Source organism: Ruegeria sp. BE9 (genome assembly GCF_056538765.1).
This window is the reverse complement of the sequence record NZ_JBQFTS010000007.1, coordinates 165,299-190,978: the sequence shown is the minus strand read 5'-3', so window position 1 is coordinate 190,978 and position 25,680 is coordinate 165,299. Positions and strand designations below refer to the sequence as shown.

Genomic DNA, 25,680 nt, shown 5'->3' with positions numbered 1-25,680 from the left:
TGATCCAACAGGTGATTCAGGAGGGTTCCACAGCCCACGATCTGCCAAGGTTTGTCAGGCCAGCGCGGATCAATTCGGACAGAACGTCCAAATCAATGTCTGCCAGCTTGTTCATATACAGGCAGGACTTGCCGATCTTGTGCTTTCCCAACCGATCCAGGATGCTGCTAAAATCCGCATAGCCCGGCATAATGTATATCGAAAGCGCTGTCTTACGCGGGGAAAAACCTGTCGCAAGGAAATCCCCCTCGCGGCCAGATTGGTATCGATAGTGATAGCGCCCGTATCCCACAATCGACGGACCCCACATGACCGGTGCAAAACCCGTCACCGACCGAAATAGCTTGTCCAGAGCGCGCGCGTCTTGAGCCCGCCGATCCGGCTGAACCGTCGCCAGAAAAGCATCAACGCTCTGCTCTGTTGGAACGGTTTTATTTCCCAATGTAGGCATGAACAAAAATTAACACGTAATGTTCATCCACGCACCCCATGTGAATGGCTTATATAGTGGCAGGGGTTTCGTGCCGCCCTAACTCATCCGAATGGATCCTGACAGGGAGAATGAATATGACAATTAAACTGACACGCCGCGCTGCGCTGGGTGCAGCAGCGGCTTTACCTTTTGCTTCGGCCGCAGCACCGGTACTGGCAGCAGGAACAGACAGCAAGGCGAACTCAACGATCGCTAAATCGTTTAACGTTGGCGACTTTACCGTCACCACATTGCTGGATGGAAGCCTGCCTCGCGATGGTGCCAAAGAGATATTCGGCGGCGGCGCTTCGGATGAAGAATTCGCCAAGGTTTCAGCTGACAATTTCATTCCGACTGATATCGCTCAGTTCTTCTTTACTCCGACGCTGGTCAATACGGGCTCAGAGCTGATCCTGTTTGACACCGGACTTGGACAAGGCGGCATTCAGGCCGCTTTGGCTGATGCAGGGGTCACCCCGGACCAAATCAACGTGGTTGTTCTGACCCATATGCACCCGGACCATATCGGTGGAATGACCACTGATGACGCACCGACTTTCCCGAACGCGCGTTATATCACCGCGTCGCCCGAATATGATTTCTGGGCAGCTCAGGACGCAGGCAATCGCGTTGGCGATCTTGTTGCCGCCAAAGTCACACCGCTGGCTGAGAAGATGACATTTCTTGAAGACGGCGGCGAAGTCACCTCTGGTATCACCGCAGTTGCCGCCTATGGCCACACGCCAGGGCACACGGTCTATCATCTGGAAAGCAACGGTCAGCGCTTGGTTCTGACGGCAGATTTGGCCAACCATTATGTATGGTCCTTTGCACACCCCGAGTGGGAGGTGCGGTTTGACATGGACAAAGCCGCGGCGACCGCGTCACGCAGAAATGTGCTAGGGATGCTGGCCGCTGACAAGGTACCGATGATCGGCTACCACATGCCCTTCCCCGCGGCGGGCTACGTTGAAACACGCGGAGAGGGCTTCCGCTTTGTCCCAGTCAGCTATCAGATGATGGGCTGACAGGTTTAAAACCCTGCATCCGGCCGCACTTTGGAGCCATCCGTAAATCGGGCAAGGCGAAAAGCGGCCGGATCAACACACGGCTGAGATCCTTCAACCAAATCGGCCATAAGCCTGCCCGCCCCCGGACCAATGCCAAAACCATGACCAGAAAACCCGGTGGCGATGAACATTCCCTGAATTTGATCAACGCCCGAGATGACTGGGATCGCGTCAGGTGTTACGTCGATCATACCTGCCCAACTCTGAACTATTTCTGCCTGCTCCAGGACCGGCAAACCACGACGCGCACGGGTCCACGCCCGGCGCAGCAGCTTCTGCGAAGGCTCTGGGTCGAGAATTCGACAGTGCTCAAAGGGCGTAACATCTGTCGGCAGCCACGTTCTGTCCTGCCGCGCTTCAATCGCCCAACGTTTTGAAAGTCGGAAGCCAAGGGACCGCCATTCCTGCGCCAATGCAGGCAGAAACCGGACTGCCAGCCGAAAACTGTCTGGCACAACATCCACGACATTTCCGTGGCCCGAGGCGATCGTGTAACCACCGTCCTCGCGTTTGCGGATCGCAAAGTCATCCGACCAAAATGCAGCCTCCGGTCCCTCGACTGGCGAAGTTCGCAACACGGTGTTCATGACTTTGAGCTGCGGCAGGTCGATTCCGGCGTTACCCGCAAACAACCGGGACCACGCCCCACCGGCCAAAACAACATGGTTGCATGCCACGCGTCCTCGCTCGGTGAATACCCCTGCAATACGATCATTCTGAACATCCAGACTGCGCACTGCGCAGTTGGTCATCAGAACCGCCCCTCGGTCACGCGCTGCCTCAGCGATTGCCGGAGCGGCCCATTGCGGCTCGGCCCGCCCGTCCTGAGGCATGTGCAATGCGTATTTCACGTCGACTCGGTTATCCGGCACCAATTCGTCGAGCTCTGCCCCGGACACAATCTTGGCTCCGGTTTGCAAGCCGTCAACGTTTCTCATCCAACGTGCAAGATCGTCCCGGTCCTTTTCACTTGAGGCACCGAACACGATACCGGACCGTGTATATCCGGTCTTTCGGCCCAAACGCTGATCTAGCCCCTGCCAGATACGAAGAGCCTCGACCATCAGCGGGATTTCTCGCGGATCGCGCATCCCCAGACGCACCCAACCCCAGTTTCGAGAGCTCTGCTCGGCACCAATCTGGCCTTTTTCGCACAACAACACCGATGCACCGCGCTCAGATAGCTCTAACGCTGTTGACGTTCCGATGATGCCGCCACCAATCACGACAACGTCCACGGATTTTGGGAGGGATAAATCTGGCTCGACGGGGGTTGGTTTAGGGCCGGGCATCAACCGCTCTTACTTCGTTACTCTATCGGCAATGAAGTCGAGGAACTGCGGAACAGGCAACACGCCCTGCACCGCTTGCCCAAGGATTTTTCGGGGATGTGGCTATAACGCCAAAGGCGCAGCTCAAAAGCCGCGCCGTCAGTTAGTAAACCTGAATTCAGGCCGCGCCGCGCAACTCGGCCAATTTTTGACGGATCGCCGCAGCGAACCCATTGTCTTGCCCAGCAGTTTCAAAATCTATTTCGTCTTGCTCAGACAAATCCGGGAAAACCTGTTCACTTCTCGCTGCGACTTCGGCAGCGACCGGTTGCTCGGGTTCTTCGTCACCTTCTTCGCTCAGCAAATCGGCGATCGCTGAATCCAGCTTGGCCTCATCCAGCGCCCCACCTTCGGACTCCATGGATTTATACCTTAGAGGCGGGTGAAGCGGCTTGTCATATCCCTCATACATAATAGCACCAAATCGTTAACTCAGACATCTAACACCAGATGCGCCACATTCGAATCCGGCTTCACATAGCCGGTTAACCAGAGAGCGAACTCAATTGTGTCGCACTGCCCCACATGAGGCATTAATTAAGCTAAAATGTGGCAAAAAAATGTCGCCATTTCAAGACGTCAGTTAACCATTGCTTTGGAAGCCGTCAGGCCGCCCCAGCCACGGGAAACAGTTTCAAAAAATGATCTGAACTGTAGGAAATGTGGAAACGAAATTCCGCTGTTTGCGACCCAACCAACTCAGCTTGGATCGCGCCAACGATTCACGAGTGGATATCTGCGATCCAGCCAGAATGCTCTACTGGTCAAGCGTGTTCCCGGGGCAGATTGAAAGCGCTTATACTCGCTGATGTAGATAAGATGCTCGACGCGCCGGGCGACGTCCTCTTCGAAACCGGCCTCGACGCAATCGGCAATCGAACCCTCCTGATCGACGAGAATGTCCAGGATCGCGTCCAGAATCGGATAATCTGGAAGGCTATCGCTGTCTTTCTGATCCTCGCGCAACTCGGCACTTGGTGGCTTGTCGATAACCGATGGGCGGATCACCTCACCCTGTGGCCCCATCATCCAATCGCGATGATTAGCATTACGCCAGCGACAGGTTTCGAAGACGCGCGTTTTATACAGATCTTTGATCGGGTTATACCCACCGTTCATGTCGCCATAGATGGTAGCATAACCCACCGCGACTTCGGATTTGTTGCCTGTGGTCAACAACATCTCGCCGAATTTGTTCGAGATTGCCATCAGCAACAGGCCGCGCAGTCGGGATTGAATATTTTCTTCGGTCAGATCTGCCTCGCGACCAGCAAAAAGCGGACCCAGAGTATTCGTTACTGCCGCCCGGCTGTCAGAAATTGGAACGTAATCGTAATGGACGCCCAGCGCTTTGGCGACAGCCTCTGCGTCATCCAGCGAGTCCTGACTTGTATATTCCGAAGGCAACATCACACAGCGCACATTGTCCGCGCCAATGGCATCCACCGCAATCGCTGCGACCAATGCGGAATCAACCCCACCTGACAGACCCAACAGAGCCTTCTTGAAGCCCGTCTTGCCCATATAGTCGCGCAAGGACTGCACCATCGCACGATAGTCCTGCTCCCATTCATCCGGTTGCGGAACGACCTCGGCAGGCACAATACGCCAGCTGTGATCCCCGCGTTCCAGGTCCACATGAGCTATGGCCTCGTCAAAGACGGGCATACGGAATGCCAGCTCTCCGCCTGGGTTCAAGCCGAACGTTGCACCGTCGAACACTTGGTCGTCCTGTCCGCCGACCATGTTCAGGTAAATGAGCGGAAGGCCCGTTTCGACCACACGGGCAACCATGTGATTCAGACGCACGTCGTACTTGTTGCGGAAATAAGGGGATCCGTTGGGAATCAGCAGAAACTCGGCGCCAGTTTCCTCCAAAGTCTCGGCCACATCAGGATGCCAGCTGTCCTCGCAAATCGGGCTGCCGATGCGCGCATTGCCTACGGAGTAAGGGCCGCCCAACGGTCCGGAATCATAGAGCCGCACTTCGTCAAACACTGTCTCGTTGGGCAAGTGGTGTTTCAGCACCTTGCTGCCGATCCGCCCACCCTTAAGAATGAGGTAGGCGTTGTACAGGTTTTCATCTTCCACCCATGGCCCACCAATTGCCATCGCGGGGCCTTCGGCACATTTGACGGCCAGTTCTTCGACGGCAGCCATCGCGGCTTGGTGGAACACAGGCTTCATCACCAAGTCCTGCGTATTGTAGCCGGTGATGAACATTTCAGGGAGCGCAACCAGATTGGCCCCGGCATCGCGCGCCTGTTCCCAAGCAGCTAACGCCTTGGCGGCATTGCCTTCGATATCCCCAACAGTTGGGTTGAGTTGCGCCAAAGTGATGCGGAAACGGTCGGCCATGGTGCCCTCTTGCCCTCGTCAGTCTTATTGCCATTTAGCAGATCATTGCGCGAGTGAAAGGCAAATGCGGCAAAACACGTTGCTCTGCCCCCGCGCGTACCTTAGTTTTGCGCAAAAGGATTTAGAACCGGGCAGGCAGGAACGATTATGAACGCATTCCGCATTTCTATTGCCGTATCAGCGCTAGCGATCATCGCAGCCAGCGCCGCCGCACAGAGTGATGAAGTGATCGTCGCAGATGACGATGTCGGTGGTGTTTATGAAGGCACGTTCGAAAACGGCCTGCGCCACGGAACTGGCACCTATCGCCTGCCAAATGGCTTCGAATATGAGGGCGAGTGGGTCGAAGGTGAGATCCAGGGCAAAGGCATCGCTCGTTATGCCAACGGGTCGGTCTACGAAGGAATGTTCGCCAAAGGCCAGCCGGAGGGGCAGGGCAAGATTCTCTACGCCGATGGTGGCAGCTATGAAGGTGATTGGTCGAACGGAACAATCAACGGCAACGGTCTGGCGATCTATGCCAACGGTGCGCGGTACGAGGGTGGTTTCAAAGATGCCCGTTATCACGGCAAGGGTGTCATGACGACAGCCTCAGGCTACAGTTACGGCGGTGATTGGATAGACGGCGTCAAGCAAGGCGCAGGCAAAATCACCTATGCTGAAGGCGGCGTCTATGAAGGCGACATCAAAGATGGAAAGCGTCATGGCAAAGGCACACTGACCCTTCCCGACGGCATGGCATATAAGGGCGATTGGGCCGAAGATCGCATCACCGGCAATGGGCGCCTGTCCTACGTAAATGGCGACGTCTACGAAGGCTCGCTGGTTGACGGGCGACGCCAGGGCAAGGGCAAAGTGGTTTACGCCAACGGCGATGTCTACGAAGGCGACTACGAGGATGATTTCCGCCACGGACAGGGCACCTACACCGGAACTGACGGGTATGTTTACACCGGCGAGTGGACCAAAGGTCTGATCGAAGGCTTGGGCGAAGTCACCTATCCCGATGGCTCGATCTATGTGGGTGATTTCAAGGCAGATCTCGCCGAAGGTAAAGGCCGGATCACTTATACGGACGGATCCACCTACGATGGGGATTGGATTGCCGGAGTTATCGAAGGGCGAGGCGTATCCACTTACCCCAATGGCACAGTCTACAAAGGCCAGTTCAAAAACGCCAAGAACCACGGCAAAGGCATTCTGACTTCGGCCGACGGTTCCAGCTATGACGGTGAATGGGTTGATGGTTTACGGCAAGGTAAAGGCAAATCCACCTACCCAGACGGGACTGTTTACTCGGGCGAATTTCTGGCCGGCAAACGCCACGGTCAGGGCGAAATAGTGATGGCCAACAACTTTAGCTATTCCGGTGAATGGGCCGAAGGAAAAATCACCGGCGTCGGAACGGCGACCTACCCAAGCGGCGACGTCTACGAAGGCAGCTTTGTGGATGCAAAACGTCAGGGCAATGGAACCATGCGCTACGCCAATGGCGAAGAAGAGACTGGCGTGTGGAAAGACGGAGAGCTTGCCGAATCTGATGACGAGAGTACTCCAGAAGCAAGCGAAACCGTTGAACCCGAGCCAGAGGCTTCAGACGGTTAAAAACGGGGTATTACCAAGGCACCGGTTCTCCTGCCGAGTCAAAAAAACCGCCAGTTTCTGCTGGCGTTAACCGCTGTACGACAGACAGCAAGTTCGCAGCGGCTTCGTCGGGTTCGACAGCAGGATGTCGGCCAAGGTATTTGCGGGTAAATTCCGTCTTTACTGTTCCCGGGTGCAGCGCAACACAAATTGCCTGCTTATGCGTTCGCGCCAATTCGATCGCCCCGGTATGGACGATCTGATTCACCGCCGCCTTTGCCGCACGGTAGCTGACCCACCCGCCCAAACGGTTGTCCCCAATCGATCCCACCCGAGCTGACAGCACAGCAAAGACTGCACGGCGATCGCGCGGTAATAGTCGCGCCGCATGGCTAAGAACCAAGGCAGGGCCTACGGCGTTCAACGCGAAGTGGCCCATCATCGCGGCCGCCGAAACTCCGCGCAGCGTTTTTTCCGGCGCTGCGCCGTCTATTTCCAACGCGCCCGAGGCAACAAATATCATGTCGACCGGACCCGGTATCGCGTTCAACGTCCGAGAAACGCTGTCAGGGTCGGTCAGGTCGAACCCGTCGACCGAACGCGACAAACCCTGAACCGCGACTCCTTGATCCTCCAGGCGAGCAAAGACCGCCCGCCCGATTCCCCCTGTTGATCCGATAATCAAAGCTGTTTTCATGGGAAACCACCTAGTCGGCTTAGCCAGTGGATCAACGATCCGGGCGAAAAGAAGCACGCCTTGGACGGTTATTGTATAAATTGGTCTTTTCATTCCAGACGCGCTCTGTATACATTCTGCCCCATGATCAACCGCGCAGATATCTTTGTTGCCGACACCGCCATTCGCGGTGCGTCTCTGCGTGGCCTACTGATCCTAATCCGCCTCTGAGCGTGCCATCCGGCGCGCCCGCTCAGAGGAGGACGCCAGCGCGCCACAGGCTTTAGGACAGACAAGAAAGAGATTCCCATGACTAACGTGACCGACCAAGACCGCGTCTTGATCTTCGATACCACTTTGCGCGACGGCGAGCAGAGCCCCGGCGCCACAATGACCCATGACGAAAAGCTCGAGATTGCTGAGCTGTTGGACGAAATGGGTGTCGACATCATCGAGGCCGGTTTCCCCATCGCATCCGAGGGCGACTTCAAAGCCGTGTCAGAGATCGCCCAACGGTCCAAGAACAGCCGTATTTGCGGTCTGGCCCGTGCGAACTTCGCCGATATCGACCGCTGCTGGGAGGCCGTGAAGCACGCCGAGAAGAACCGCATTCATACATTCATCGGCACATCGCCTCTGCACCGTGCCATTCCGAACCTGACACAGGACGAAATGGCCGAGAAGATCCACGAAACCGTCAGCCACGCTCGCAACCTGTGCGAAAACGTGCAGTGGTCGCCGATGGATGCGACCCGGACCGAGTGGGACTACCTTTGCCGCGTGATCGAGATTGCCATCAAAGCGGGCGCAACCACGATCAATATCCCTGACACCGTGGGCTACACCGCCCCAGTGGAAAGCGCCGACCTGATCAAACGCCTGATCGAGACCGTACCGGGCGCGGATGAGGTGGTTTTTGCCACCCACTGCCACAACGACCTTGGGATGGCGACCGCGAACTCTCTGGCCGCTGTCGCAGGTGGCGCGCGTCAGATCGAATGCACCATCAACGGTTTGGGTGAACGTGCAGGCAATACGGCTTTGGAAGAGGTCGTCATGGCGCTGCGCACTCGTAACGACATCATGCCGTGGCACACCGGCATTGACACCACCAAGATCATGCATATCTCGCGTCGGGTCGCTACGGTGTCGGGCTTCAACGTGCAGTTCAACAAAGCTATCGTCGGCAAGAACGCCTTTGCACATGAAAGCGGCATTCACCAAGATGGGATGCTGAAAAACCGCGAAAATTTTGAGATCATGCGCCCCGAGGATATCGGCTTGTCCGGTACATCTTTGCCCTTGGGCAAGCACTCGGGCCGTGCCGCCTTGCGGGATAAGCTGGAAACTTTGGGCTATGAGGTAGGCGACAACCAACTCAAGGACATCTTTGTCCGCTTCAAAGATCTGGCCGATCGTAAGAAAGAGGTTTTCGACGACGACCTCATCGCGCTGATGACGCTGGATGAAGAAGACGATTATCTGCAGCTGGTTTCGATGAAAGTGACATGTGGCACCGGCGGTCAGGCCGAAGCAACAGTTGAGCTTGAAGTGGACGGCAAAGACATCATCGCCACCGAACATGGCGACGGTCCAGTGGATGCAACATTCAAAGCGATCCGGGCGATCTACCCCAATACAGCCCGTCTGCAGCTGTATCAGGTCCATGCCGTAACAGAAGGAACCGATGCGCAAGCAACCGTTTCGGTTCGGCTGAGTGAGGACGGCATGATCGCAACGGGTCAATCTGCCAATACGGACACGGTCGTTGCGTCGGCCAAGGCCTATATCCATGCTCTGAACCGATTGGTTGTGCGCCGCGAAAAAACCGGTCCTGGCGCGGACACGCGTGAGATCAGCTATAAAGACCTGACTTAACTGCAACCATAGTCCGGGCTCCCGCAAATGCGGCGGCCCGGCCTTTCTGCACACTGTCGGGATTTGGCACCTGCGGCGCCGAAGTCTCATGCGGCCAAAGGCAAGCTGGTTTCAGAGCTTTTGGAACAGAGCCGTTAACCGAGATGCCTCATCTTGCAGCCCGAAGGGCGTGTTTATAACAAACATGCCCGATCCGATCATACGGTGCCCATCACGCACCGGACCAAATCGCACCTCGTGACACAACGTTTTTGGCAAGTTCTGCGCCTTTAGGGCTGCAACCATCGATCGATGGCGATCATCGGTGAGAATTGGATACCACAGCGCAATCACGCCCACGTTCCATTTTCGGTGTAATTTGCCGATGATACCGGGCAGACGGTCGTATTCTGATTTCACCTCATAGCTCGGGTCGATCAGCATTACACCACGACGCGGCGTTGGCGGCAGCAGGGATTGCGCCAACTCATACCCATCCTGTTTATAGACCTTGGCCCCAAACGGCGACATTGCCATCGCCAGAGCAGTGTGTTCTTGCGGGTGCAGTTCTGCAAAGTGCAGGCTGTCTTGTTCTCTCAGCAGATTAGCTGCGATCATCGGAGACCCGGGATAGGCGTCCGCCCCATATCTCTCCTGCACAGCGTGAATTGCCCGTTCCAAAGGATGGTCCTGACCAAACCAGTCTGCTTGTTGGACGTGTCGGATACCCGCCTCGGCCTCTCCAGTACGCACAGCCTCTGCCGCATTCAGATTATAGAGGCCACGTCCGGAATGAGTTTCCAAGTAGGTAAGGGGTTTGTCCTTACGTGTCAGATATTCCAGCACACATGCCAACAAAGCGTGCTTTTGCACATCAGCCAGATTTCCAGCGTGGTAAATGTGTTGATATGAGAGCATATTGCCTTCTAAAGTCCCCATCAATAAGGCGGAAAGGCGCTGATTATCGCGGAATCAGCCCTTTTACCGGGCGTGATGGCACCCTATAAGTCATCCGTCCCGGAACCGTCGAGTCGCGGGCAGTAGAAAAATCGACATACAGGATCAGGGAAAACATGGGGATCTTTGGCAATCTGGGCGGCCTGTTCACAGCGGACATGGCTATCGACCTTGGAACGGCGAATACGCTGGTTTACGTCAAGGGGCGCGGTGTAATCCTGTCTGAGCCTTCAGTGGTCGCCTACCACGTCAAAGACGGCGTGAAAAAAGTGCTGGCCGTAGGCGAGGACGCCAAGCTGATGCTGGGCCGAACGCCGGGTTCGATCGAAGCGATCCGCCCAATGCGTGAAGGCGTAATTGCCGATTTCGACACCGCCGAGGAAATGATCAAGCACTTCATCCGCAAGGTGCACAAACGCTCGACCTTTTCGAAACCCAAGATTATCGTCTGCGTCCCCCATGGCGCGACACCCGTTGAAAAACGCGCAATCCGTCAGTCGGTCCTGTCCGCAGGTGCACGCCGCGCTGGTCTGATCGCAGAACCTATCGCCGCCGCAATTGGTGCAGGTATGCCTATCACTGACCCAACCGGTAACATGGTTGTTGATATCGGTGGTGGTACAACTGAGGTCGCCGTCCTGTCGTTGGGTGACATCGTTTATGCTCGCTCGGTCCGTGTAGGTGGCGACCGTATGGACGAGGCCATCATCTCGTACCTGCGCCGTCAGCAAAACCTGCTGGTCGGCGAATCCACTGCCGAACGCATCAAGACCACCATTGGTACTGCGCGTATGCCCGACGATGGACGCGGCCAGTCCATGCATATCCGCGGCCGTGACCTTTTGAACGGCGTGCCAAAGGAAATTGAAATCAGCCAGGCCCAGGTGGCCGAGGCGCTTTCGGAACCTGTGCAGCAAATCTGCGAAGCGGTGATGACCGCTCTCGAAACCACACCTCCGGATCTGGCCGCCGATATTGTGGATCGGGGCGTGATGCTGACCGGTGGCGGTGCGCTGCTGGGCGATCTGGACCTGGCGCTGCGCGAGCAGACCGGTCTCGCCGTTTCTATTGCCGACGAAAGCCTCAATTGTGTGGCTTTGGGCACAGGCAAAGCTCTGGAATACGAAAAACAACTGCGCCACGCGATTGACTACGAAAGCTAAGGCGCGCACCCTTTGAAAATAGGGTAAACTCGGCACGAGCAGCACGGGAAGGAGTCCTGTGGCAAAAGACCGATCACAGCGCGACGAATACACCACCCCCTTGCGCCGCTTGCTTTTGGGGATTGTTGTGCTGTGCCTGCTTGGCATCTTCCTTGTGTGGCGGATCGACAGCCCACGTGTCGAACGATTCCGTGCGCAAGTCGTGGACAGGGTCGTGCCGTCGATGGAATGGGCAATGGTTCCGGTCACTGCGGTCGTCAACTTGGTCAGGGATTTCCAAAGCTATCAGCGGCTGAGCGAGCAAAACCAAGAATTGCGCAGCGAATTACGTCTTATGCGTGCGTGGAAAGAAGCCGCGCTGCAACTTGAGCAGGAAAACGCACGCTTGCTGGATTTGAACAACGTGCGGCTGGACCCGAGGCTTACCTACATCACTGGTGTTGTCATGGCCGACAGCGGTTCGCCTTTCCGGCAGTCGGTTCTGCTAAACGTAGGAGAACGCGACGGGATCAAGGATGGATGGGCGACAATGGATGGCATCGGCGTCGTCGGTCGGATATCCGGCGTTGGGCCTGACACGGCCCGCGTGATCCTGATGACTGACGCGTCAAGCGCGATCCCGGCAACCATTCAACCTTCAGGGCAAACTGCTTTGATTACGGGCGACAACACCCCTGCACCGTCGGTCGAATTTCTGGAAAACCGCGAGTTGGTCCGACCCGGTGACCGAGTTGTGACATCGGGTGACGGCGGCGTGTTTCCGGCTGGCCTGTTGATCGGGCAGATCACAGCTGATCCCGGCGGTCGGCTTCGAGTCCGGCTGTCTGCTGACTTCGAGCGGCTCGAATTCCTCAGGGTGCTGCGCTATCAATCCGCGCCCCGCATTCAGGAGTCGGGCGATATTGTAGGCCCCAAACGGCCCGAGGCGGCATTGACACCTTCGGAGGCCGGTGATGGGTAGCCCAACCTCCCAACTTTGGTCCAAACGCGGCCTTTTTCTTTTTTTGGCCGCCCTGATCATGTTCCTGCATCTCTTGCCGTTGGATACACAGCCTGATCGCTGGCCCTTTCCAGACCTGTTGATTGCACTGACCTTTGCCTGGGTTGTCCGTCGTCCAGAATATGTGCCGATCTTGCTGGTCGCGTTCGTCATGCTGATGGCCGATCTGCTGCTGCAACGTCCACCCGGCTTGCTAGCGGCGCTTGTGGTGCTTGGCTCAGCTTACCTAAGGTCTGCGACGCCCGGCATGAAGGACTCCGGGTTTGCAGGAGAGTGGTCAACGGTTGCCGTGGTGATTTCTGCGGTTTTCGTGCTCAACCGCATCATTCTTGCTATCCTGTCGGTACAGCAAGCAGCATTGGGTCCAGTCGTAATGCAAGTGGTGTTCACAATAGCGGTCTACCCACTCATCGTTCTACTCAGCCAGAACGGGCTGGGCATTCGACGCGCGTCTTCCAATGACAGCGGAACGTTGGGGGCGCGGCCATGAAGCAACGAAAACCGAAGACGCAGGGCCTCGCTTATAAACGCCTACCGCGAAGAGCACTTATTCTGGGTGGTCTGCAAACCGCCTTTATCGCAGGCTTGGCGGCTCGGATGCGTTTCATGCAGGTTGATCAGGCAGACGAATACCGCCTGCTAGCCGAAGAAAACCGGATCAATATCCGTTTGATCCCGCCAACACGCGGTCGCATTTATGATCGAAACGGCCAAGTCATTGGCCTAAACTCACCTTCTTACCGCATTGTCATCGTGCGCGAAGACGCAGGTGACATAGACAAAGTCATCGCCAAACTGTCGGAACTCATCCCACTGACACAAGATGAAGTTGAACGCGCCAAGGCTGAGATGCGCCGCTCTGCACCGTTCCTTCCGGTTACACTGGCCGATCAGGTGACTTGGGAAGACATCTCGAAAGTCGCGGTCAACGCGCCTGCGCTACCTGGAGTAACACCCGAAGTCGGCATGACACGCCAATACCCGCGTTACGAAGATTTTGCCCATGTGGTAGGTTATGTGGGCCCTGTCAGCGATTATGACCTGAGCCAGATCGAAGATCCCGAGCCGGTTCTGCGAATCCCGCGCTTTCAGATCGGCAAGGTCGGGTTGGAAGCCAAGCAGGAGATCTCACTCCGCGGTAAGGCCGGAGCCAAACGGGTCGAAGTCAACGCGACAGGCCGCGTCATGCGCGAGCTAGATCGACAGGAAGGGACTGCCGGCGCCGACCTACAGCTTTCAGTGGACGCCAACCTGCAGCAATACGCTCAGGCGCGGCTGGCAGGGGAAAGCGCCGCTGCGGTGGTGATCGACTGTGAGACCGGAGATATCCGGGCCATCAGTTCCGCACCCAGTTTTGACCCGAACCTGTTTGTGCGCGGCATCTCGGTCGCAGACTATCGTGCTCTGACACAGGACAATTATCGCCCACTGGCCAACAAGACGGTGCAGGGTACTTACCCACCCGGTTCGACTTTCAAGATGATCACCGCCATGGCCGCGCTTGAGGCCGGAGTGATCGGACCCGCCAATACGGTTTACTGCCCCGGCCACCTAAAAGTCGGGAGCCGGCGGTTCCACTGTTGGAAACGCGGCGGGCACGGCACCGTTGATCTGGAGACTTCACTGAAACGCAGTTGCGACGTTTACTATTATGACGTGGCCCTGCGAGTTGGCATCGACAAAATCTCGGATATGGCGCGCACCTTTGGCTTGGGTGTAAAGCACGATATCCCAATGTCCGCCGTAGCCGCCGGGTTGGCTCCAAACCAAGAATGGAAGCAACGCGTTCATGGTCAGGACTGGCTGGTAGGCGACACGGCCAACGCTTCGATCGGTCAGGGATTCATGCTGGCCTCACCTCTGCAACTGGCGGTGATGACAGCGCGAATTGCCACGGGTCGCTCAGTAACACCACGCTTGGTGCGGTCAGTGAACGGAGTCGAACAGCCCTCGGGCGCGGGTGAGCCATTGGCGGTAAACCGCAACAACCTTGAGCAAGTACGCAAGGCAATGTTCTCGGTTTCGAACGACCGGCGCGGTACAGCCTATCGTAGCCGCATTATCGCGGATGAATTCCGAATGGCGGGTAAAACCGGCACGAGTCAAGTGCGGAACATCACCAAAGCCGAACGCGCTGCCGGGGTTATCCGCAACGAGGATCTGCCATGGGAGCGCCGTGACCACGCTCTGTTTGTGAGCTTTGCCCCCTATGACAATCCAAAATACGCGGTGGCCGTCGTGGTGGAACATGGCGGTGGTGGCTCCAAGGCTGCGGCCCCCGTCGCGCGGGACATTATGCTACAGGCGCTCTATGACGGAACACCGCCGTTAGAAGCCTACCCTGTCGCCGATCGCGACCGGATCAAGGAACAGCAAAAACGGCTGGAGGGTGATCGTCGCCCCAAAGCGCGTCCGAGCGAAAAGGACCGCGCATGAGCTATCTTGAATACGCCGTAAAATCCACTCCGTCAGGATTCCGCAAATTCCTGTATATGAACTGGCCCCTGACACTGCTGCTGATCAGTGTCGCCAGTGCCGGTTTCCTGATGCTTTATTCCGTGGCAGGCGGATCATGGACGCCGTGGGCCGAACCACAGCTAGAGCGCTTTGGCTTGGGCCTGACGGTTATGTTTATTGTTGCGCTTGTGCCGATCTGGTTCTGGCGAAATATGTCCGTACTGGCTTATCTGGTTTCGCTGGCTTTGCTGGTTTTTGTCGAACTATTCGGCACGGTCGGTATGGGCGCACAGCGTTGGATCGACCTCGGGTTCATGCGATTGCAACCCTCAGAGCTCATGAAAGTTACGTTGGTGATGCTCTTGGCGGCCTATTACGACTGGCTGCCTTCGCACAAAACATCCCGACCGCTTTGGGTTCTGATCCCGGTTGCCCTTATCCTGATCCCTACATTCATGGTCCTGAAACAACCGGACCTTGGGACCTCAATCCTTTTGCTGGCAGCAGGAGGGGGACTGATGTTCCTGGCCGGTGTCCATTGGGCATATTTCGCCGCAGTCATCGCCGCTGTGGTTGGTCTGATTGCCACCGTCTTCAACAGCCGGGGAACCGACTGGCAGTTGCTCAAGGACTACCAGTTCCGTCGGATCGATACGTTTTTGGATCCATCAACGGATCCTTTGGGTGCGGGGTATCACATCACCCAGTCCAAAATTGCACTGGGCTCTGGCGGCTGGAACGGGCGGGGCTTCATGCAGGGCACCCAATCGCGACTGAACTTTCTGCCCGAGAAACACACCGACTTCATCTTTACGACATTGGCCGAAGAATTCGGTTTTGTCGGCGGCATTACCCTTCTGACCCTTTACGGTCTGATCCTGGTGTTTTGTCTTGTCACTGCATTATCGACCAAAGACAGGTTCTCGTCGCTGGTAACATTGGGCATTGCGCTGAACTTCTTCCTGTTCTTTGCCGTCAATATGTCGATGGTCATGGGCCTTGCCCCAGTTGTGGGTGTGCCTTTGCCGATGGTGAGCTATGGAGGTTCGGCCATGCTGGTTCTGATGGCAGCCTTTGGTATTGTACAAAGCGCCCATATCCACCGCCCCCGCTGATCTGAAAGGTCTCTTATGCCCGTGAACGTCCTGTTTTCCGCGCGCCCCGCCTTATGGCCTGTTTACGAGCTTTTGCTGACCAAAGGCCTGACTGAGGCGGGAGTGGATTTTCACCTGGGAACTGAATTTGAGCCAGATCAGGTCGACTATGTCGTCTATGCCCCGAACGGAGGGCTACTGGATTTCACCCCGTACACGCAGTTGAAGGCAGTGCTGAGCCTGTGGGCCGGAGTTGAAAGTATCGCCGGGAATGAAACCCTGACAGTCCCATTAGCGCGAATGGTGGATCATGGGCTGACGCAGGGAATGACAGAATGGGTGGTGGGCCACGTGCTGCGCTACCATCTTGGGATGGACCGGCACATCACTGTGCAAGATGGTGTCTGGAACCCCGAGGCACCGCCTTTGGCCAACCAACGCGAGGTCTGCATTCTTGGTCTGGGCGCCTTGGGAGAAGCCGTCGCCCGGGCGCTGGCCGCGTTGAACTTCAATGTGACCGGTTGGAGCCGCACCGCCAAAGATATCCCTGGCGTCAATTGTCTGCATGGCGAAGACGGGCTTAGGGCCGCCTTATCCCAAGCAGAGATTTTGGTTCTGCTGCTGCCAGACACGCCTGCGACCGAGAACACACTGAATGCCGAAGCCTTGGCCCTGCTGCCAAACGGAGCGTGTATCATAAACCCCGGTCGTGGCCCCTTGATCGAAGATGGTGCGCTGCTCGCAGCCCTGAACTCCGGTCACATAGGCCACGCCACGTTGGATGTTTTTAGGGTAGAACCGCTGCCTGCAGACCATCCCTATTGGGCGCATCCTAACGTCACAGTGACCCCTCACATAGCGTCTGAGACGCGCCCCGCCACGGCGGCCCAGGTTATATGCGAGAACATTCGACGAGGAGAGGCTGGCGAACCCTTCCTTCACCTCGTCGATCGTGACTTAGGGTACTAAGCGGCGATCAGGCCTCGGCCCTTCAACAGCGCATCAACACCCGGCAAGCGCCCACGGAAAGCCAGATACAGATCCTCTGCCTCGCGTGAACCGCCGGTGGAAAGAATGTTTTCCTCCAGCGCCTTGGCCCTGTCGGGGTCAAATGCACCTCCGGCCTCTTCAAAAGCGGCAAAAGCATCAGCGTCCATCACTTCGGACCACATATAGCTGTAGTAGCCGGAACTATAACCGTCGCCAGCAAACACATGCGCAAAGTGCGGTGTCGCATGACGCATTCCGATAGCTTGGGGCATTCCAATTCCAGCCAAAACCTCTGCCTGCTTTACCATCGGATCAGCGGGCGCAGCGCCATTGTGGAACTCCAGATCAACCAGTGCCGAAGCCACATATTCCACCGTCTGGAACCCCTGATCGAAATTTGCAGCCTTGAGCACTTTTTCCAGCATCTCTTGCGGCATCGGTTCGCCCGTTTCAGCATGCGTAGCGAACTCCGACAACACCTCGGGAACCTCCAGCCAATGCTCGTAGAGCTGGCTGGGCAACTCTACAAAGTCTCGAGCGACCGACGTGCCCGAAATGCTTTCGTAGGTGACATTCGAAAGCATCTGATGCAGCGCGTGGCCGAATTCATGAAACAACGTGCGCGCATCGTCATATGACAGCAGCGCCGGGTCACCCTTGGCAAAGTTGCAAACATTAATCACGACAGGCGCCTGCACCTTGGGAAACTTGGCCTGAGACCGCATCGCGCTGCACCACGCGCCGGAACGCTTCGAGCCACGCGCAAAGTAGTCACCGATGAACACCGCGATATGCTGCCCGTTCCGCGTGACTTCCCACGCCCGGCAATCGGGGTGATAGAGCGGTACATCCAGTGGTGCAAATTCCAGCCCGAACAGGCGATTGGCGCAAGCGAACGACGCCTCGATCATGCGGTCCAGCTGCAGGTACGGCTTCAGTGCGGCCTCATCCAGATCATGCTCGGCCTTGCGGCGCTTTTCAGCATAGTAACGCCAGTCCCAGGCCTCCAGCGGGCCATTAACGCCTTCCGCCTGCATCATCTGCGTCAGGATTTCCGCATCTGAGTCAGCACGGGCTTTGGCGGGTTCCCACACCTGCATCAGCAGATCGCGCACCTTATCAGGTGTGCGGGCCATTTCGGTTTCCAGCTTGTACGCCGCAAAACTTTCATACCCCAGTAACTTGGCCCGTTCTTCTCTTAAGGTTAGGATTTCGGCCGCAATCTCTCGGTTGTCGGTCTCACCGCCATTTGCGCCCCGTGCAGTCCAGGCGCGATAGGCCTTTTCCCGTAGGTCCCGGCGCGGTGAAAATTGCAGGAATGGCACGATGAGTGACCGGGACAGAGTTACAACCGGGCCCTTCGCCCCTTTCTCTTGTCCAGCGGCGCGGGCGGTATCCACAACGAATTCCGGCAAGCCCTCAAGATCATCTTCGGACAGTTCCATGCGCCAATCGCGTTCATCCGCTAAAAGGTTCTGAGTGAAAGAGGTCCCGAGCGAAGCCAAGCGCGCTTTGATCTCTTGCATCCGGGCGTCCTCGTCGCCCTCGAGAGCAGCACCTGCGCGCACAAAACCTCGATGGGTCAGCATCAATACGCGCGCCTGTTCTTCTGTCAGGTTCAAGTCATCCTTGCGAGCCCACAGATCAGCCACGCGGTTAAACAGAGCTTTGTTCGAAGAAATACCCGAAAAATGCGCCGCCAACTTGGGAGAGAATTCACGTTGTAACTCTTCCCTCGCCGAATTGCTGTCCGCACCCGCGACAGTGAAGAACACCGACAGAACTTTGTCCATCTGCTCACCTGCGGCCTCAAGCGCCTCGATCGTGTTGGCAAAAGTGGGCTTGTCCGTGTTGCCAGCAATTTCGTCGATCTGTGCGTTGTGGGCCTGCATCGCCTTGTCCAGTGCCGGGGCGAAGTCTGTATCGGCGATGTCAGCGAAAGGTGCGATTTCAAACGGCGTGGTCCAAGCGGATAGGATCGGATTGGTCATGCATGTCTCCTTTGACCACAGAGTTAGGAACGGCAGGCCGGGTGATCCAGTACGGAACTAGGCAGCAGATCCACAAATTGGGCAATCAGTCCGACGCGAGAGGGTAATCTTGCGGCTTTCACCATAAAGTGCGTCGTAAATCAGCATCTCACCGCGCAACGCTTGCCCGGCACCCGTGATCACTTTGATCGCTTCTACCGCCATCATAGACCCGACCACACCCGGCAATGGGCCGATAACCCCAGCCTCAGCGCAGGACGGGGCCAACCCGGGGGCCGGAGCCTCGGGGAAGATGCACTGATAACAGGGGGCATCATGGGCGGAATCAAACACGCTTAGCTGACCTTCCCATTGTGACAGGGCACCTGAGATCAGCGGTTTGCCCAACGCAACCGCTGTGCGGTTAGCTAAATAGCGGGTTTCGAAATTGTCGGTACCATCGAGGATCAGATCGAAATCGGCAAACAAGTCCGAAGCGACCTCGTCAGTTAACCGCCGGTGATACGGCAGGACGGTCACATTGGGGTTTTGCGCCAGCATCGCCTGTTGCGCCGAGAAAACCTTGGGCATCCCAATATCAGTGTCCCGGTGGATGACCTGTCTTTGCAGATTGGCATTCTCGACCTCATCATCATCGATCACGCCGATAGTCCCGACACCAGCCGCCGCCAAATACTGCAGCGCTGGGGCGCCGAGCCCTCCGGCACCGATGACCAGAACGCGGGCCAGTTTCATTTTCTTCTGCCCCGGGCCACCCAGCTCTCGCAAAACGATGTGGCGAGCATAACGTTCCAGTTCGGTTTCAGAGAATTGGTCGGACGGCATTACGGGCTCCTTGGCTGCGCCAGGTACTGCGCGATTTCGCAGCGCTTTCAGCACTCTTCCGTAAACCAGAACCAGAATGGCGAAGCCACCCAAGATCAACCACATCGCCGCAGAGCCGCCAGTCGCCTCACGCAACGGGTGGCCATCAGGCAGAGCCAGTTGGGCCGTGATAACACCCAATAGCAACATTCCAACCGAAGCCATGCGTGCAGAGCGGGAAACTCCGGCCAAATAGCCGATACCCCAAAGGCCCGCAGCCAGGATCAGAACCAGTAGCATCAGCCGCGTCCGGTCGAGCCAAAACCGCCCGCGCCACGCTCGGTGTCGCTAAGCGCGTCAACAGGTTCGAACACGGCCTGCAGGACTGGGGCAACAACCAATTGAGCGATACGCTCACCGTGGGTGATCTCAAACGCCTCTTGCCCTGCGTTCAGCAGGATCACACCCAAAGGGCCGCGATAGTCACTGTCTATTGTACCTGGAGTGTTGGGCAGAGTGACGCCGTGTTTTAGCGCCAAGCCCGAGCGGGGGCGCACCTGTACCTCAAATCCTTGCGGGATTTCGATGCGCAATCCAGTGGGCACCAAGGCACGCTGACCAGGTTCTAGCGTTATCGAAGCAGCCCCCGGTAAGTTCGCCCTCACATCTGCGCCAGCCGCACCGGCGGTTTCATAGGACGGCAGAGGTACCGACGGATCAGACCCCTCCTCTCGGATCACACGAATTGCAACCATTACCGCTCCCTTGGTTTAGCGTGTCAGCGCATCAGCGATCTTAGTCGCCAAACGCTGCGCCACCGCGTCTTTGCCCATACGAGGCCATTCCTCAGCGCCATGGTCCGAGATCAGGATCACCGCATTTTCGGACCCGCCCATGATCCCTGTTGCCGGGCTGACATCATTGGCTACGATCCAATCACAGCCCTTGCGTACCCGCTTAGCAGTGGCGTGTTCAATCACGTTGTCAGTCTCAGCCGCAAAGCCAACCACCAGCGCGGGCCGTCCGGCCTTTAAATGGGCAATCCGCTTTAGAATGTCCGGGTTTTCGGCAAATTCCAGCGCCGGCAACCCGTCCCGACTTTTCTTCAGCTTCTTATCCGAGGCACTGGCAACCCGCCAATCCGCAACCGCAGCCGCAAATACCCCCGCATCAACCGGCAGGGCGGCATCCACCGCGTCAGACATCTGCTGCGCGGTTTCCACTGCAACCACCTGAACCCCCGGTGGCGGCGGCACATCTGCGGGTCCAGTTACAAAGACAACGTCAGCCCCCAGCGCAGCAAGGGCTCGGGCGACCGCTGAACCCTGAGCTCCGGAAGAGCGATTGGCGATGTAGCGCACCGGGTCGATCGGCTCATGCGTCGGCCCTGAGGTTACAAGCACACGCTTGCCGCTGAGCGGTCCCGCGCCCAGTTCAGCTTCGATCGCAGCTACGATCTCAAGGGGTTCGGACATGCGGCCCGGGCCATATTCGCCACAAGCCATGTCACCTTCGTTAGGACCGACAAAGCGAATACCGTCTGCCTGCAACTGTTTGAGATTGCGCTGCGTGGCTGGGTGCTCCCACATCCTGACGTTCATCGCCGGAGCGCACAGAACTGGCGTGTCAGTTGCCATAAGAAGTGTTGAGGCCAGATCATTGGCTAACCCCGAAGTCATTTTACCCATCAGATCCGCAGTCGCCGGAGCAACAACGATCAGGTCGGCAGACCGCGACAGTTGGATATGACCCATTTCAGCTTCGTCTGTCAGGTCGAACAAATCCCGGTAGACCTTTTCTCCAGCCAAGGCGGAAACCGACAAAGGTGTCACGAACTCTTCGGCTGCACGGGTCAGCACGGGCGTTACGGCCGCGCCGCGTTCTTTCAGACGCCGGATCAGATCCAGCGATTTGTAGGCCGCGATCCCACCGCCAATGATCAGCAGAATGCGTTTCGATGCCAGCATGTTGAGCCCTTCCCGTCCCGGTCGGCCCCGACATTAGGCAAGGGGGCCGAACAGTTCCAGCGGTTAATTCTGCGTTTCAAAAGCAAGGCAGGGGTCTTCGCGCTCAATGCCCGGGCTGTCGATCACCGCGTCGAACTCTCCGGCTACCGCACCGTCTTCGGACTGGCCTAGCACAAACACTTTTAGCCCTGGACGCAATCGGGACAAAAAGGTCGGGATGCCACGGTCTTTGCGTGCGTGACCGTTGCCCGTGATGACCGCCACAGGCCCACCGGTTTCATCCGACGCGCGCAGGATCGCGCGGGTCAGAACAGCATCGCGTAGCCGCTGTATGGCAACCAATTGAGGCAGAGCGCTCTCAGGTATCGCATCGCAGTGAGCGGCCAACTGGTCCGCTTCTCGCGCAGCCTGCTGATCTTGGGGTAGAGGCACCGTCAATCCATAGCGAGCAGCGTCTGCCCCTAGGGCGGTGGCAGCACCCCGCTCCATCGCGGCACGGGCTGCAGCGCGTGGCACCATTGCGCCATATACCGGTGCGTCCGAAGCCTGAAATACAGGATAATACATACTAAGGGGCGGCCAGCCGGATTCCAGCCATTCAAGTATTCTCGAAAGCTCCTCGGGGTTGGAAACAGCTTTGTCGGCCAGGCGCTGCGCCCCTTCCTCGGTCACCATTTCCCAAACCACCGCCGATGGCATGATGGCCTTCAGAGCCTCGGCTTGGATAACGTGGTGCTGAGGGTTGTCGTGAATCTCGCCCAAAATAATGACATCCGATGAGGTCATCGCAGTCAGTACGTCATCCGGTATCAGATCGTCGGCATGGCCGGGTCCGGCCATAACCACAAGTGCACAAAGCAGAATCGCAAGCTGTCTCATGCAATGAAGTGTTGCACCTCGCGCGATTGGGCTTCAAGGTTCTTGCGCATTTTTACAAATGCAGCCGCCTCGAGCTGACGCACACGCTCTTTGGAAAGACCCAATTCCTGCCCAAGGCTTTCCAATGTCCGCGATGGTTCACGCAGTTTGCGTTCGCGAACAATGAACCTTTCTCGATCGTTCAGCGCCTTCATCGCGGTAACCAACCATTCGCGCAGTTGTTCGGTGTCATGGCTGTTTTCGACCGTCTCGGCTGCCTGCTCACGCTCATCCTCTAAGGCGTCGATCCACTCTCGACCGTCCTCATCGGCAGACTGTAAGGCATTCAATGAGAAGTCAGAGCCGGAAAGTCTTCCCTCCATCATCTCGACGTCGCGCAGAGGCACCCCAATCTCGGCCGCGATCATCTGATGCAATTGATGACGATCCAACTCCATACCCTCTGTCGCGGCTTCACGCTCCAAACGGGCTTGAACACGGCGCATGTTGAAGAAGAGGGACTTCTGAGAAGAGGTTGATCCCGTCCGCACCATTGACCAGTTGCGCATGACGTAATCCTGAATGCTGGCCTTGATCCACCAGACCGCATAGGTCGAAAACCGCACGCCCCGGTCAGGATCGAACTTGTCAGCAGCTTTCATGAGGCCCAACCCAGCTTCCTGAATGAGATCATTCATCGGGGCGCCATAACGTTTGAACTTGGCTGCCATTGAAATGGCCAGGCGCATATAAGCCGTTATCAGCCGATGCAAGGCCTGCTCATCGCGATCGTCGCGCCAAGCATAAGCCAGTTTTAATTCTGTTTCCGCGTCCAGCAGTTCGGCCTTCATCGCTTGCCGGGACATCGAGAAATCGTTCGCATTATCGAGTGCCATTGAAATCTCCCCTTTTCACAGGCGCGGGCCGGACTTGCCTTGCCGACCTAGGGTCGATACGCAGAACAAAACCGGGTGGATCACAAGAAAGGTAATTACAGTGTATCCGGATTTAACCTTTGTGTTGGGTGGCGCAGCCTCGGGTAAGTCGGCTTACGCCGAGCAACTAGTTGTTTCATCAGGCAAAAAACAAATTTATCTTGCCACATCACAAGTGTTTGATGACGAGATGCGCGACAAGGTTCAGCGCCACATCGTTCAACGCGGAGAAGGCTGGTCGACGATCGAAGCTCCTTTTGACTTAGGACCCGCGCTGTCAGATCTGACCCCCGAAGATATTTGCCTGATCGACTGCGCGACCATGTGGCTGACCAATCACCTGTTGGCCGAAAACAACCTCGACCACGCCCAGAATGATCTTGTGAATGCGCTTCGCTTGTGCCGTGCGCCCGTTGTCATTGTTTCGAATGAGGTTGGCCACGGGATTGTCCCCGACAACGCCTTGTCCCGCCGATTTCGCGAGGCACAGGGGCGCCTGAACATTGCTTTGGCAGCACAGGCAGATCTGGTCGTGCAAGTGACCGCTGGTCTGCCTCTGGTTCTAAAGGGACAATTACCATGACCCGGTTGCATCTTGTCCGGCATGGGCCGACCCACGCTAAAACCATGGTTGGATGGTCCGATCTGCCAGCAGACCTCAGTGATCACGCGGCCATTTCGCGTTTGCACGATCACTTGCCGACCAAGGCTCTGGTCATCTCGTCCGACCTATCCCGTGCAGCAGATACCGCTTCGGCCATTCAGGGTACGCGTCAGCGATTGCCACATCACTCCGACCTGCGCGAAATCCATTTTGGTACGTGGGAACTGCGCGGCTTCAAAGAGATCGAGGCCGAGGACCCTGAACTGGCTTTTGCTTACTGGGACAATCCCGGAGAGGTGCGCCCCCCCGAGGGAGAAAGCTGGAACGAAGTGCGTGCCCGCGTCGATACGGTGATCGACCAATTGATCGCCGATTACACCGGGCACGACTTGATCGTGGTCGCCCACTTCGGTGTGATCCTGACGCAGGTCCAACGTGCCTTAAATGTCAACGCGCAAGAAGCGTTCAGCCACCGGATCGACAATCTCTCGGTCACGGACATAACCCACCATGGAGATTACTGGTCTGTTGGGCAGATCAATCACTGTCCGTGATCATACCCCGCACAAATCACTGATTTACTGATTAGTTCTGCCACGCCATCCTTGGGCATGACCTATGATTTGTTTATCGGAGACCGCCTGTTTTCCAGCTGGTCCATGCGCGGTTGGCTGATGCTGGAAAAGTTCGGCCTTCCCTATCGAAGCCATATGATTGGCCTCTATTCCGGCACGATGCCCGAAGATATGAAAGCCCTTGCCCCGGCTCGTCTCGTGCCCGCGTTGCGCCTGCCTGACGGTACAGTTGTGGGTGAAAGCCTCGCTATGGCCGAGACCCTGGCCGAACAACACCCCGAGGCTGGAATGTGGCCGGAGGACGCCGCTGCGCGAGCAACTGCACGGTGGCTTTGCGCCGAGATGGTGGCTGGGTTCAATGCACTGCGCGGTGAATGCCCGATGCAACTGAAGCACTGCTGGCAGGGGTTTGTCCCATCCCCTGAAACGCAGACTGACCTAAGCCGAATAGAAACCCTGTGGGACCATGCCCGGTCGGTATCCGGTGCAAAAACCGGACCGCTCTTCGGCAACTATTCCCTGGCGGACGTGTTCTACACGCCGGTTGCAGCGCGGATCATCGGGTATGGGTTGCCAGTTTCTGACGCTAACCGAGCGTATTGTCTTGAATTGTTGTCAGATTCGTCCGTGCGTCAGTGGCGCGCTATGGGGATGACCGTGGCCTATGATCCATTTCCCTATGCGCTGGACTTATCCTCTCAGGCATGGCCAATCGGCGGACACTCGGCTGCGCGATCTGTTGACGGAGGCGAGGCGGTTAATGCCTCATGCCCGTACTCCGGAAAAACGGTTACGCATGTTCTTGAACTAGACGGGCAGCGATGGGGCTTCTGCAACCAATTCTGCAGGGACAAAACTGTCGCGGACCCTGGCGCATGGCCTAAATTCGCTGAGATGGCAGGCACCGTTAACGATTCTTAAACGGTGATCATGGCAG

At 57.0% G+C, this 25,680-nt stretch carries 24 protein-coding genes; 12 read left to right on the top strand and 12 right to left on the bottom strand.

Features of this window, described 5'->3' with window-relative positions; translation table 11 throughout:
* Nucleotides 1-16 precede the first annotated feature (16 nt).
* Nucleotides 17-451 carry a DUF1801 domain-containing protein gene (locus ACR0EO_RS17920; protein WP_480692098.1) on the bottom strand — a complete coding sequence of 145 codons (435 nt, stop codon included), beginning with the start codon at nt 449-451 and terminating at the stop codon, nt 17-19.
* 116 nt (nt 452-567) lie between these two features.
* Here ACR0EO_RS17920 and ACR0EO_RS17915 point away from each other — a divergent pair, with 116 nt between their 5' ends.
* On the top strand, nt 568-1,500 hold the full coding sequence (locus ACR0EO_RS17915; protein ID WP_480692096.1) for an MBL fold metallo-hydrolase: 933 nt from the start codon (nt 568-570) through the stop codon (nt 1,498-1,500).
* A gap of 5 nt (nt 1,501-1,505) precedes the next feature.
* Here ACR0EO_RS17915 and ACR0EO_RS17910 read toward each other — a convergent pair whose 3' ends face one another.
* The 3 genes from ACR0EO_RS17910 to ACR0EO_RS17900 all read right to left on the bottom strand — a co-directional run bounded on the left by ACR0EO_RS17910 (nt 1,506) and on the right by ACR0EO_RS17900 (nt 5,231).
* Nucleotides 1,506-2,834 carry an NAD(P)/FAD-dependent oxidoreductase gene (locus ACR0EO_RS17910; RefSeq protein ID WP_480692094.1) on the bottom strand — a complete coding sequence of 443 codons (1,329 nt, stop codon included), beginning with the start codon at nt 2,832-2,834 and terminating at the stop codon, nt 1,506-1,508.
* 157 nt (nt 2,835-2,991) lie between these two features.
* The gene (locus ACR0EO_RS17905; RefSeq protein WP_480692092.1) at nt 2,992-3,234 is read right to left on the bottom strand and encodes a hypothetical protein; all 243 of its coding nucleotides are present in this window, start codon (nt 3,232-3,234) and stop codon (nt 2,992-2,994) included.
* 338 nt (nt 3,235-3,572) lie between these two features.
* The gene (locus ACR0EO_RS17900) at nt 3,573-5,231 is read right to left on the bottom strand and encodes an NAD+ synthase (RefSeq protein ID WP_480692090.1); all 1,659 of its coding nucleotides are present in this window, start codon (nt 5,229-5,231) and stop codon (nt 3,573-3,575) included.
* 147 nt (nt 5,232-5,378) lie between these two features.
* On the opposite strand from ACR0EO_RS17900, the gene ACR0EO_RS17895 reads away from it, so the two are divergent.
* Nucleotides 5,379-6,836, top strand: a complete 1,458-nt coding sequence (locus ACR0EO_RS17895; RefSeq protein WP_480692088.1) for an MORN repeat-containing protein — start codon at nt 5,379-5,381, stop codon at nt 6,834-6,836.
* A 10-nt stretch (nt 6,837-6,846) separates the two neighbouring features.
* On the opposite strand, the gene ACR0EO_RS17890 is transcribed toward ACR0EO_RS17895, so the two are convergent.
* On the bottom strand, nt 6,847-7,512 hold the full coding sequence (locus ACR0EO_RS17890; protein ID WP_480692086.1) for an SDR family NAD(P)-dependent oxidoreductase: 666 nt from the start codon (nt 7,510-7,512) through the stop codon (nt 6,847-6,849).
* A 288-nt stretch (nt 7,513-7,800) separates the two neighbouring features.
* Here ACR0EO_RS17890 and ACR0EO_RS17885 point away from each other — a divergent pair, with 288 nt between their 5' ends.
* On the top strand, nt 7,801-9,369 hold the full coding sequence (locus ACR0EO_RS17885) for a 2-isopropylmalate synthase (RefSeq protein WP_480692084.1): 1,569 nt from the start codon (nt 7,801-7,803) through the stop codon (nt 9,367-9,369).
* A gap of 111 nt (nt 9,370-9,480) precedes the next feature.
* Here the strand turns inward: ACR0EO_RS17885 and ACR0EO_RS17880 are convergent, their stop codons facing one another.
* A complete protein-coding gene (locus ACR0EO_RS17880) occupies nt 9,481-10,266 on the bottom strand; it encodes a 23S rRNA (adenine(2030)-N(6))-methyltransferase RlmJ (RefSeq protein WP_480692082.1) in 786 nt (261 codons plus the stop codon).
* 155 nt (nt 10,267-10,421) lie between these two features.
* On the opposite strand from ACR0EO_RS17880, the gene ACR0EO_RS17875 reads away from it, so the two are divergent.
* The 6 genes from ACR0EO_RS17875 to ACR0EO_RS17850 are packed head-to-tail and all read left to right on the top strand — an operon-like array spanning nt 10,422 to nt 16,988.
* Nucleotides 10,422-11,468 carry a rod shape-determining protein gene (locus ACR0EO_RS17875; protein WP_039523195.1) on the top strand — a complete coding sequence of 349 codons (1,047 nt, stop codon included), beginning with the start codon at nt 10,422-10,424 and terminating at the stop codon, nt 11,466-11,468.
* 58 nt (nt 11,469-11,526) lie between these two features.
* Nucleotides 11,527-12,429, top strand: a complete 903-nt coding sequence (mreC, locus tag ACR0EO_RS17870; RefSeq protein WP_480692080.1) for a rod shape-determining protein MreC — start codon at nt 11,527-11,529, stop codon at nt 12,427-12,429.
* Nucleotides 12,422-12,958 (top strand): rod shape-determining protein MreD, encoded by a 537-nt coding sequence (locus tag ACR0EO_RS17865; protein WP_480692078.1) that lies wholly within the window; start codon nt 12,422-12,424, stop codon nt 12,956-12,958. The genes mreC and ACR0EO_RS17865 overlap by 8 nt, the downstream gene beginning before the upstream one ends.
* Nucleotides 12,955-14,904: a penicillin-binding protein 2 gene (gene mrdA, locus ACR0EO_RS17860; protein ID WP_480692076.1), complete on the top strand. Its 1,950-nt coding sequence runs from the start codon at nt 12,955-12,957 to the stop codon at nt 14,902-14,904. The genes ACR0EO_RS17865 and mrdA overlap by 4 nt, the downstream gene beginning before the upstream one ends.
* The gene (gene rodA, locus ACR0EO_RS17855; RefSeq protein WP_480692074.1) at nt 14,901-16,040 is read left to right on the top strand and encodes a rod shape-determining protein RodA; all 1,140 of its coding nucleotides are present in this window, start codon (nt 14,901-14,903) and stop codon (nt 16,038-16,040) included. The genes mrdA and rodA overlap by 4 nt, the downstream gene beginning before the upstream one ends.
* 15 nt (nt 16,041-16,055) lie before the next feature.
* On the top strand, nt 16,056-16,988 hold the full coding sequence (locus ACR0EO_RS17850; protein ID WP_480692072.1) for a 2-hydroxyacid dehydrogenase: 933 nt from the start codon (nt 16,056-16,058) through the stop codon (nt 16,986-16,988).
* Here the strand turns inward: ACR0EO_RS17850 and ACR0EO_RS17845 are convergent.
* The 6 genes from ACR0EO_RS17845 to ACR0EO_RS17820 all read right to left on the bottom strand — a co-directional run bounded on the left by ACR0EO_RS17845 (nt 16,985) and on the right by ACR0EO_RS17820 (nt 23,525).
* Nucleotides 16,985-19,000 carry a M3 family metallopeptidase gene (locus tag ACR0EO_RS17845; protein ID WP_480692070.1) on the bottom strand — a complete coding sequence of 672 codons (2,016 nt, stop codon included), beginning with the start codon at nt 18,998-19,000 and terminating at the stop codon, nt 16,985-16,987. The two genes, ACR0EO_RS17850 and ACR0EO_RS17845, sit on opposite strands and share 4 nt — an antisense overlap.
* Nucleotides 19,001-19,057: 57 nt before the next feature.
* Nucleotides 19,058-20,104 carry a HesA/MoeB/ThiF family protein gene (locus ACR0EO_RS17840; RefSeq protein ID WP_480692068.1) on the bottom strand — a complete coding sequence of 349 codons (1,047 nt, stop codon included), beginning with the start codon at nt 20,102-20,104 and terminating at the stop codon, nt 19,058-19,060.
* Nucleotides 20,104-20,559 carry a dUTP diphosphatase gene (gene dut / locus ACR0EO_RS17835; protein ID WP_480692066.1) on the bottom strand — a complete coding sequence of 152 codons (456 nt, stop codon included), beginning with the start codon at nt 20,557-20,559 and terminating at the stop codon, nt 20,104-20,106. The genes ACR0EO_RS17840 and dut overlap by 1 nt, the downstream gene beginning before the upstream one ends.
* 15 nt (nt 20,560-20,574) lie before the next feature.
* Complete coding sequence (gene coaBC / locus ACR0EO_RS17830; RefSeq protein ID WP_480692064.1) at nt 20,575-21,771, bottom strand: bifunctional phosphopantothenoylcysteine decarboxylase/phosphopantothenate--cysteine ligase CoaBC; 1,197 nt, start codon at nt 21,769-21,771, stop codon at nt 20,575-20,577.
* A 63-nt stretch (nt 21,772-21,834) separates the two neighbouring features.
* Nucleotides 21,835-22,650, bottom strand: coding sequence for a ChaN family lipoprotein (locus ACR0EO_RS17825; RefSeq protein WP_480692062.1), 816 nt, complete (start codon nt 22,648-22,650; stop codon nt 21,835-21,837).
* On the bottom strand, nt 22,647-23,525 hold the full coding sequence (locus ACR0EO_RS17820; protein WP_480692060.1) for an RNA polymerase factor sigma-32: 879 nt from the start codon (nt 23,523-23,525) through the stop codon (nt 22,647-22,649). The genes ACR0EO_RS17825 and ACR0EO_RS17820 overlap by 4 nt, the downstream gene beginning before the upstream one ends.
* A 100-nt stretch (nt 23,526-23,625) precedes the next feature.
* On the opposite strand from ACR0EO_RS17820, the gene cobU reads away from it, so the two are divergent.
* Genes cobU through ACR0EO_RS17805 form a run of 3 tightly spaced genes read left to right on the top strand, consistent with a single transcriptional unit; the run spans nt 23,626 to nt 25,664 of the window.
* Entirely contained in the window at nt 23,626-24,147 is a 522-nt protein-coding gene (gene cobU, locus ACR0EO_RS17815) for a bifunctional adenosylcobinamide kinase/adenosylcobinamide-phosphate guanylyltransferase (protein ID WP_480692058.1), read from the top strand.
* Nucleotides 24,144-24,722, top strand: a complete 579-nt coding sequence (locus ACR0EO_RS17810; protein ID WP_480692056.1) for a histidine phosphatase family protein — start codon at nt 24,144-24,146, stop codon at nt 24,720-24,722. Before cobU ends, ACR0EO_RS17810 begins: the two co-directional genes overlap by 4 nt.
* A 57-nt stretch (nt 24,723-24,779) precedes the next feature.
* Nucleotides 24,780-25,664 carry a glutathione S-transferase N-terminal domain-containing protein gene (locus ACR0EO_RS17805; protein WP_480692054.1) on the top strand — a complete coding sequence of 295 codons (885 nt, stop codon included), beginning with the start codon at nt 24,780-24,782 and terminating at the stop codon, nt 25,662-25,664.
* Nucleotides 25,665-25,680: the final 16 nt, after the last annotated feature.

Excerpts from the sequence above, each read along its gene's own strand:
- ACR0EO_RS17920 (WP_480692098.1), bottom strand. The coding sequence starts at position 451 with ATGCCTACATTGGGAAATAAAACCGTTCCAACAGAGCAGAGCGTTGAT.
- ACR0EO_RS17915 (WP_480692096.1), top strand. The coding sequence starts at position 568 with ATGACAATTAAACTGACACGCCGCGCTGCGCTGGGTGCAGCAGCGGCT.
- ACR0EO_RS17910 (WP_480692094.1), bottom strand. The coding sequence starts at position 2,834 with ATGCCCGGCCCTAAACCAACCCCCGTCGAGCCAGATTTATCCCTCCCA.
- ACR0EO_RS17905 (WP_480692092.1), bottom strand. The coding sequence starts at position 3,234 with ATGGAGTCCGAAGGTGGGGCGCTGGATGAGGCCAAGCTGGATTCAGCG.
- ACR0EO_RS17900 (WP_480692090.1), bottom strand. The coding sequence starts at position 5,231 with ATGGCCGACCGTTTCCGCATCACTTTGGCGCAACTCAACCCAACTGTT.
- ACR0EO_RS17895 (WP_480692088.1), top strand. The coding sequence starts at position 5,379 with ATGAACGCATTCCGCATTTCTATTGCCGTATCAGCGCTAGCGATCATC.
- ACR0EO_RS17890 (WP_480692086.1), bottom strand. The coding sequence starts at position 7,512 with ATGAAAACAGCTTTGATTATCGGATCAACAGGGGGAATCGGGCGGGCG.
- ACR0EO_RS17885 (WP_480692084.1), top strand. The coding sequence starts at position 7,801 with ATGACTAACGTGACCGACCAAGACCGCGTCTTGATCTTCGATACCACT.
- ACR0EO_RS17880 (WP_480692082.1), bottom strand. The coding sequence starts at position 10,266 with ATGCTCTCATATCAACACATTTACCACGCTGGAAATCTGGCTGATGTG.
- ACR0EO_RS17875 (WP_039523195.1), top strand. The coding sequence starts at position 10,422 with ATGGGGATCTTTGGCAATCTGGGCGGCCTGTTCACAGCGGACATGGCT.
- ACR0EO_RS17865 (WP_480692078.1), top strand. The coding sequence starts at position 12,422 with ATGGGTAGCCCAACCTCCCAACTTTGGTCCAAACGCGGCCTTTTTCTT.
- mrdA (WP_480692076.1), top strand. The coding sequence starts at position 12,955 with ATGAAGCAACGAAAACCGAAGACGCAGGGCCTCGCTTATAAACGCCTA.
- rodA (WP_480692074.1), top strand. The coding sequence starts at position 14,901 with ATGAGCTATCTTGAATACGCCGTAAAATCCACTCCGTCAGGATTCCGC.
- ACR0EO_RS17850 (WP_480692072.1), top strand. The coding sequence starts at position 16,056 with ATGCCCGTGAACGTCCTGTTTTCCGCGCGCCCCGCCTTATGGCCTGTT.
- ACR0EO_RS17845 (WP_480692070.1), bottom strand. The coding sequence starts at position 19,000 with ATGACCAATCCGATCCTATCCGCTTGGACCACGCCGTTTGAAATCGCA.
- ACR0EO_RS17840 (WP_480692068.1), bottom strand. The coding sequence starts at position 20,104 with ATGCTACTGGTTCTGATCCTGGCTGCGGGCCTTTGGGGTATCGGCTAT.
- dut (WP_480692066.1), bottom strand. The coding sequence starts at position 20,559 with ATGGTTGCAATTCGTGTGATCCGAGAGGAGGGGTCTGATCCGTCGGTA.
- coaBC (WP_480692064.1), bottom strand. The coding sequence starts at position 21,771 with ATGCTGGCATCGAAACGCATTCTGCTGATCATTGGCGGTGGGATCGCG.
- ACR0EO_RS17825 (WP_480692062.1), bottom strand. The coding sequence starts at position 22,650 with ATGAGACAGCTTGCGATTCTGCTTTGTGCACTTGTGGTTATGGCCGGA.
- ACR0EO_RS17820 (WP_480692060.1), bottom strand. The coding sequence starts at position 23,525 with ATGGCACTCGATAATGCGAACGATTTCTCGATGTCCCGGCAAGCGATG.
- ACR0EO_RS17810 (WP_480692056.1), top strand. The coding sequence starts at position 24,144 with ATGACCCGGTTGCATCTTGTCCGGCATGGGCCGACCCACGCTAAAACC.
- ACR0EO_RS17805 (WP_480692054.1), top strand. The coding sequence starts at position 24,780 with ATGACCTATGATTTGTTTATCGGAGACCGCCTGTTTTCCAGCTGGTCC.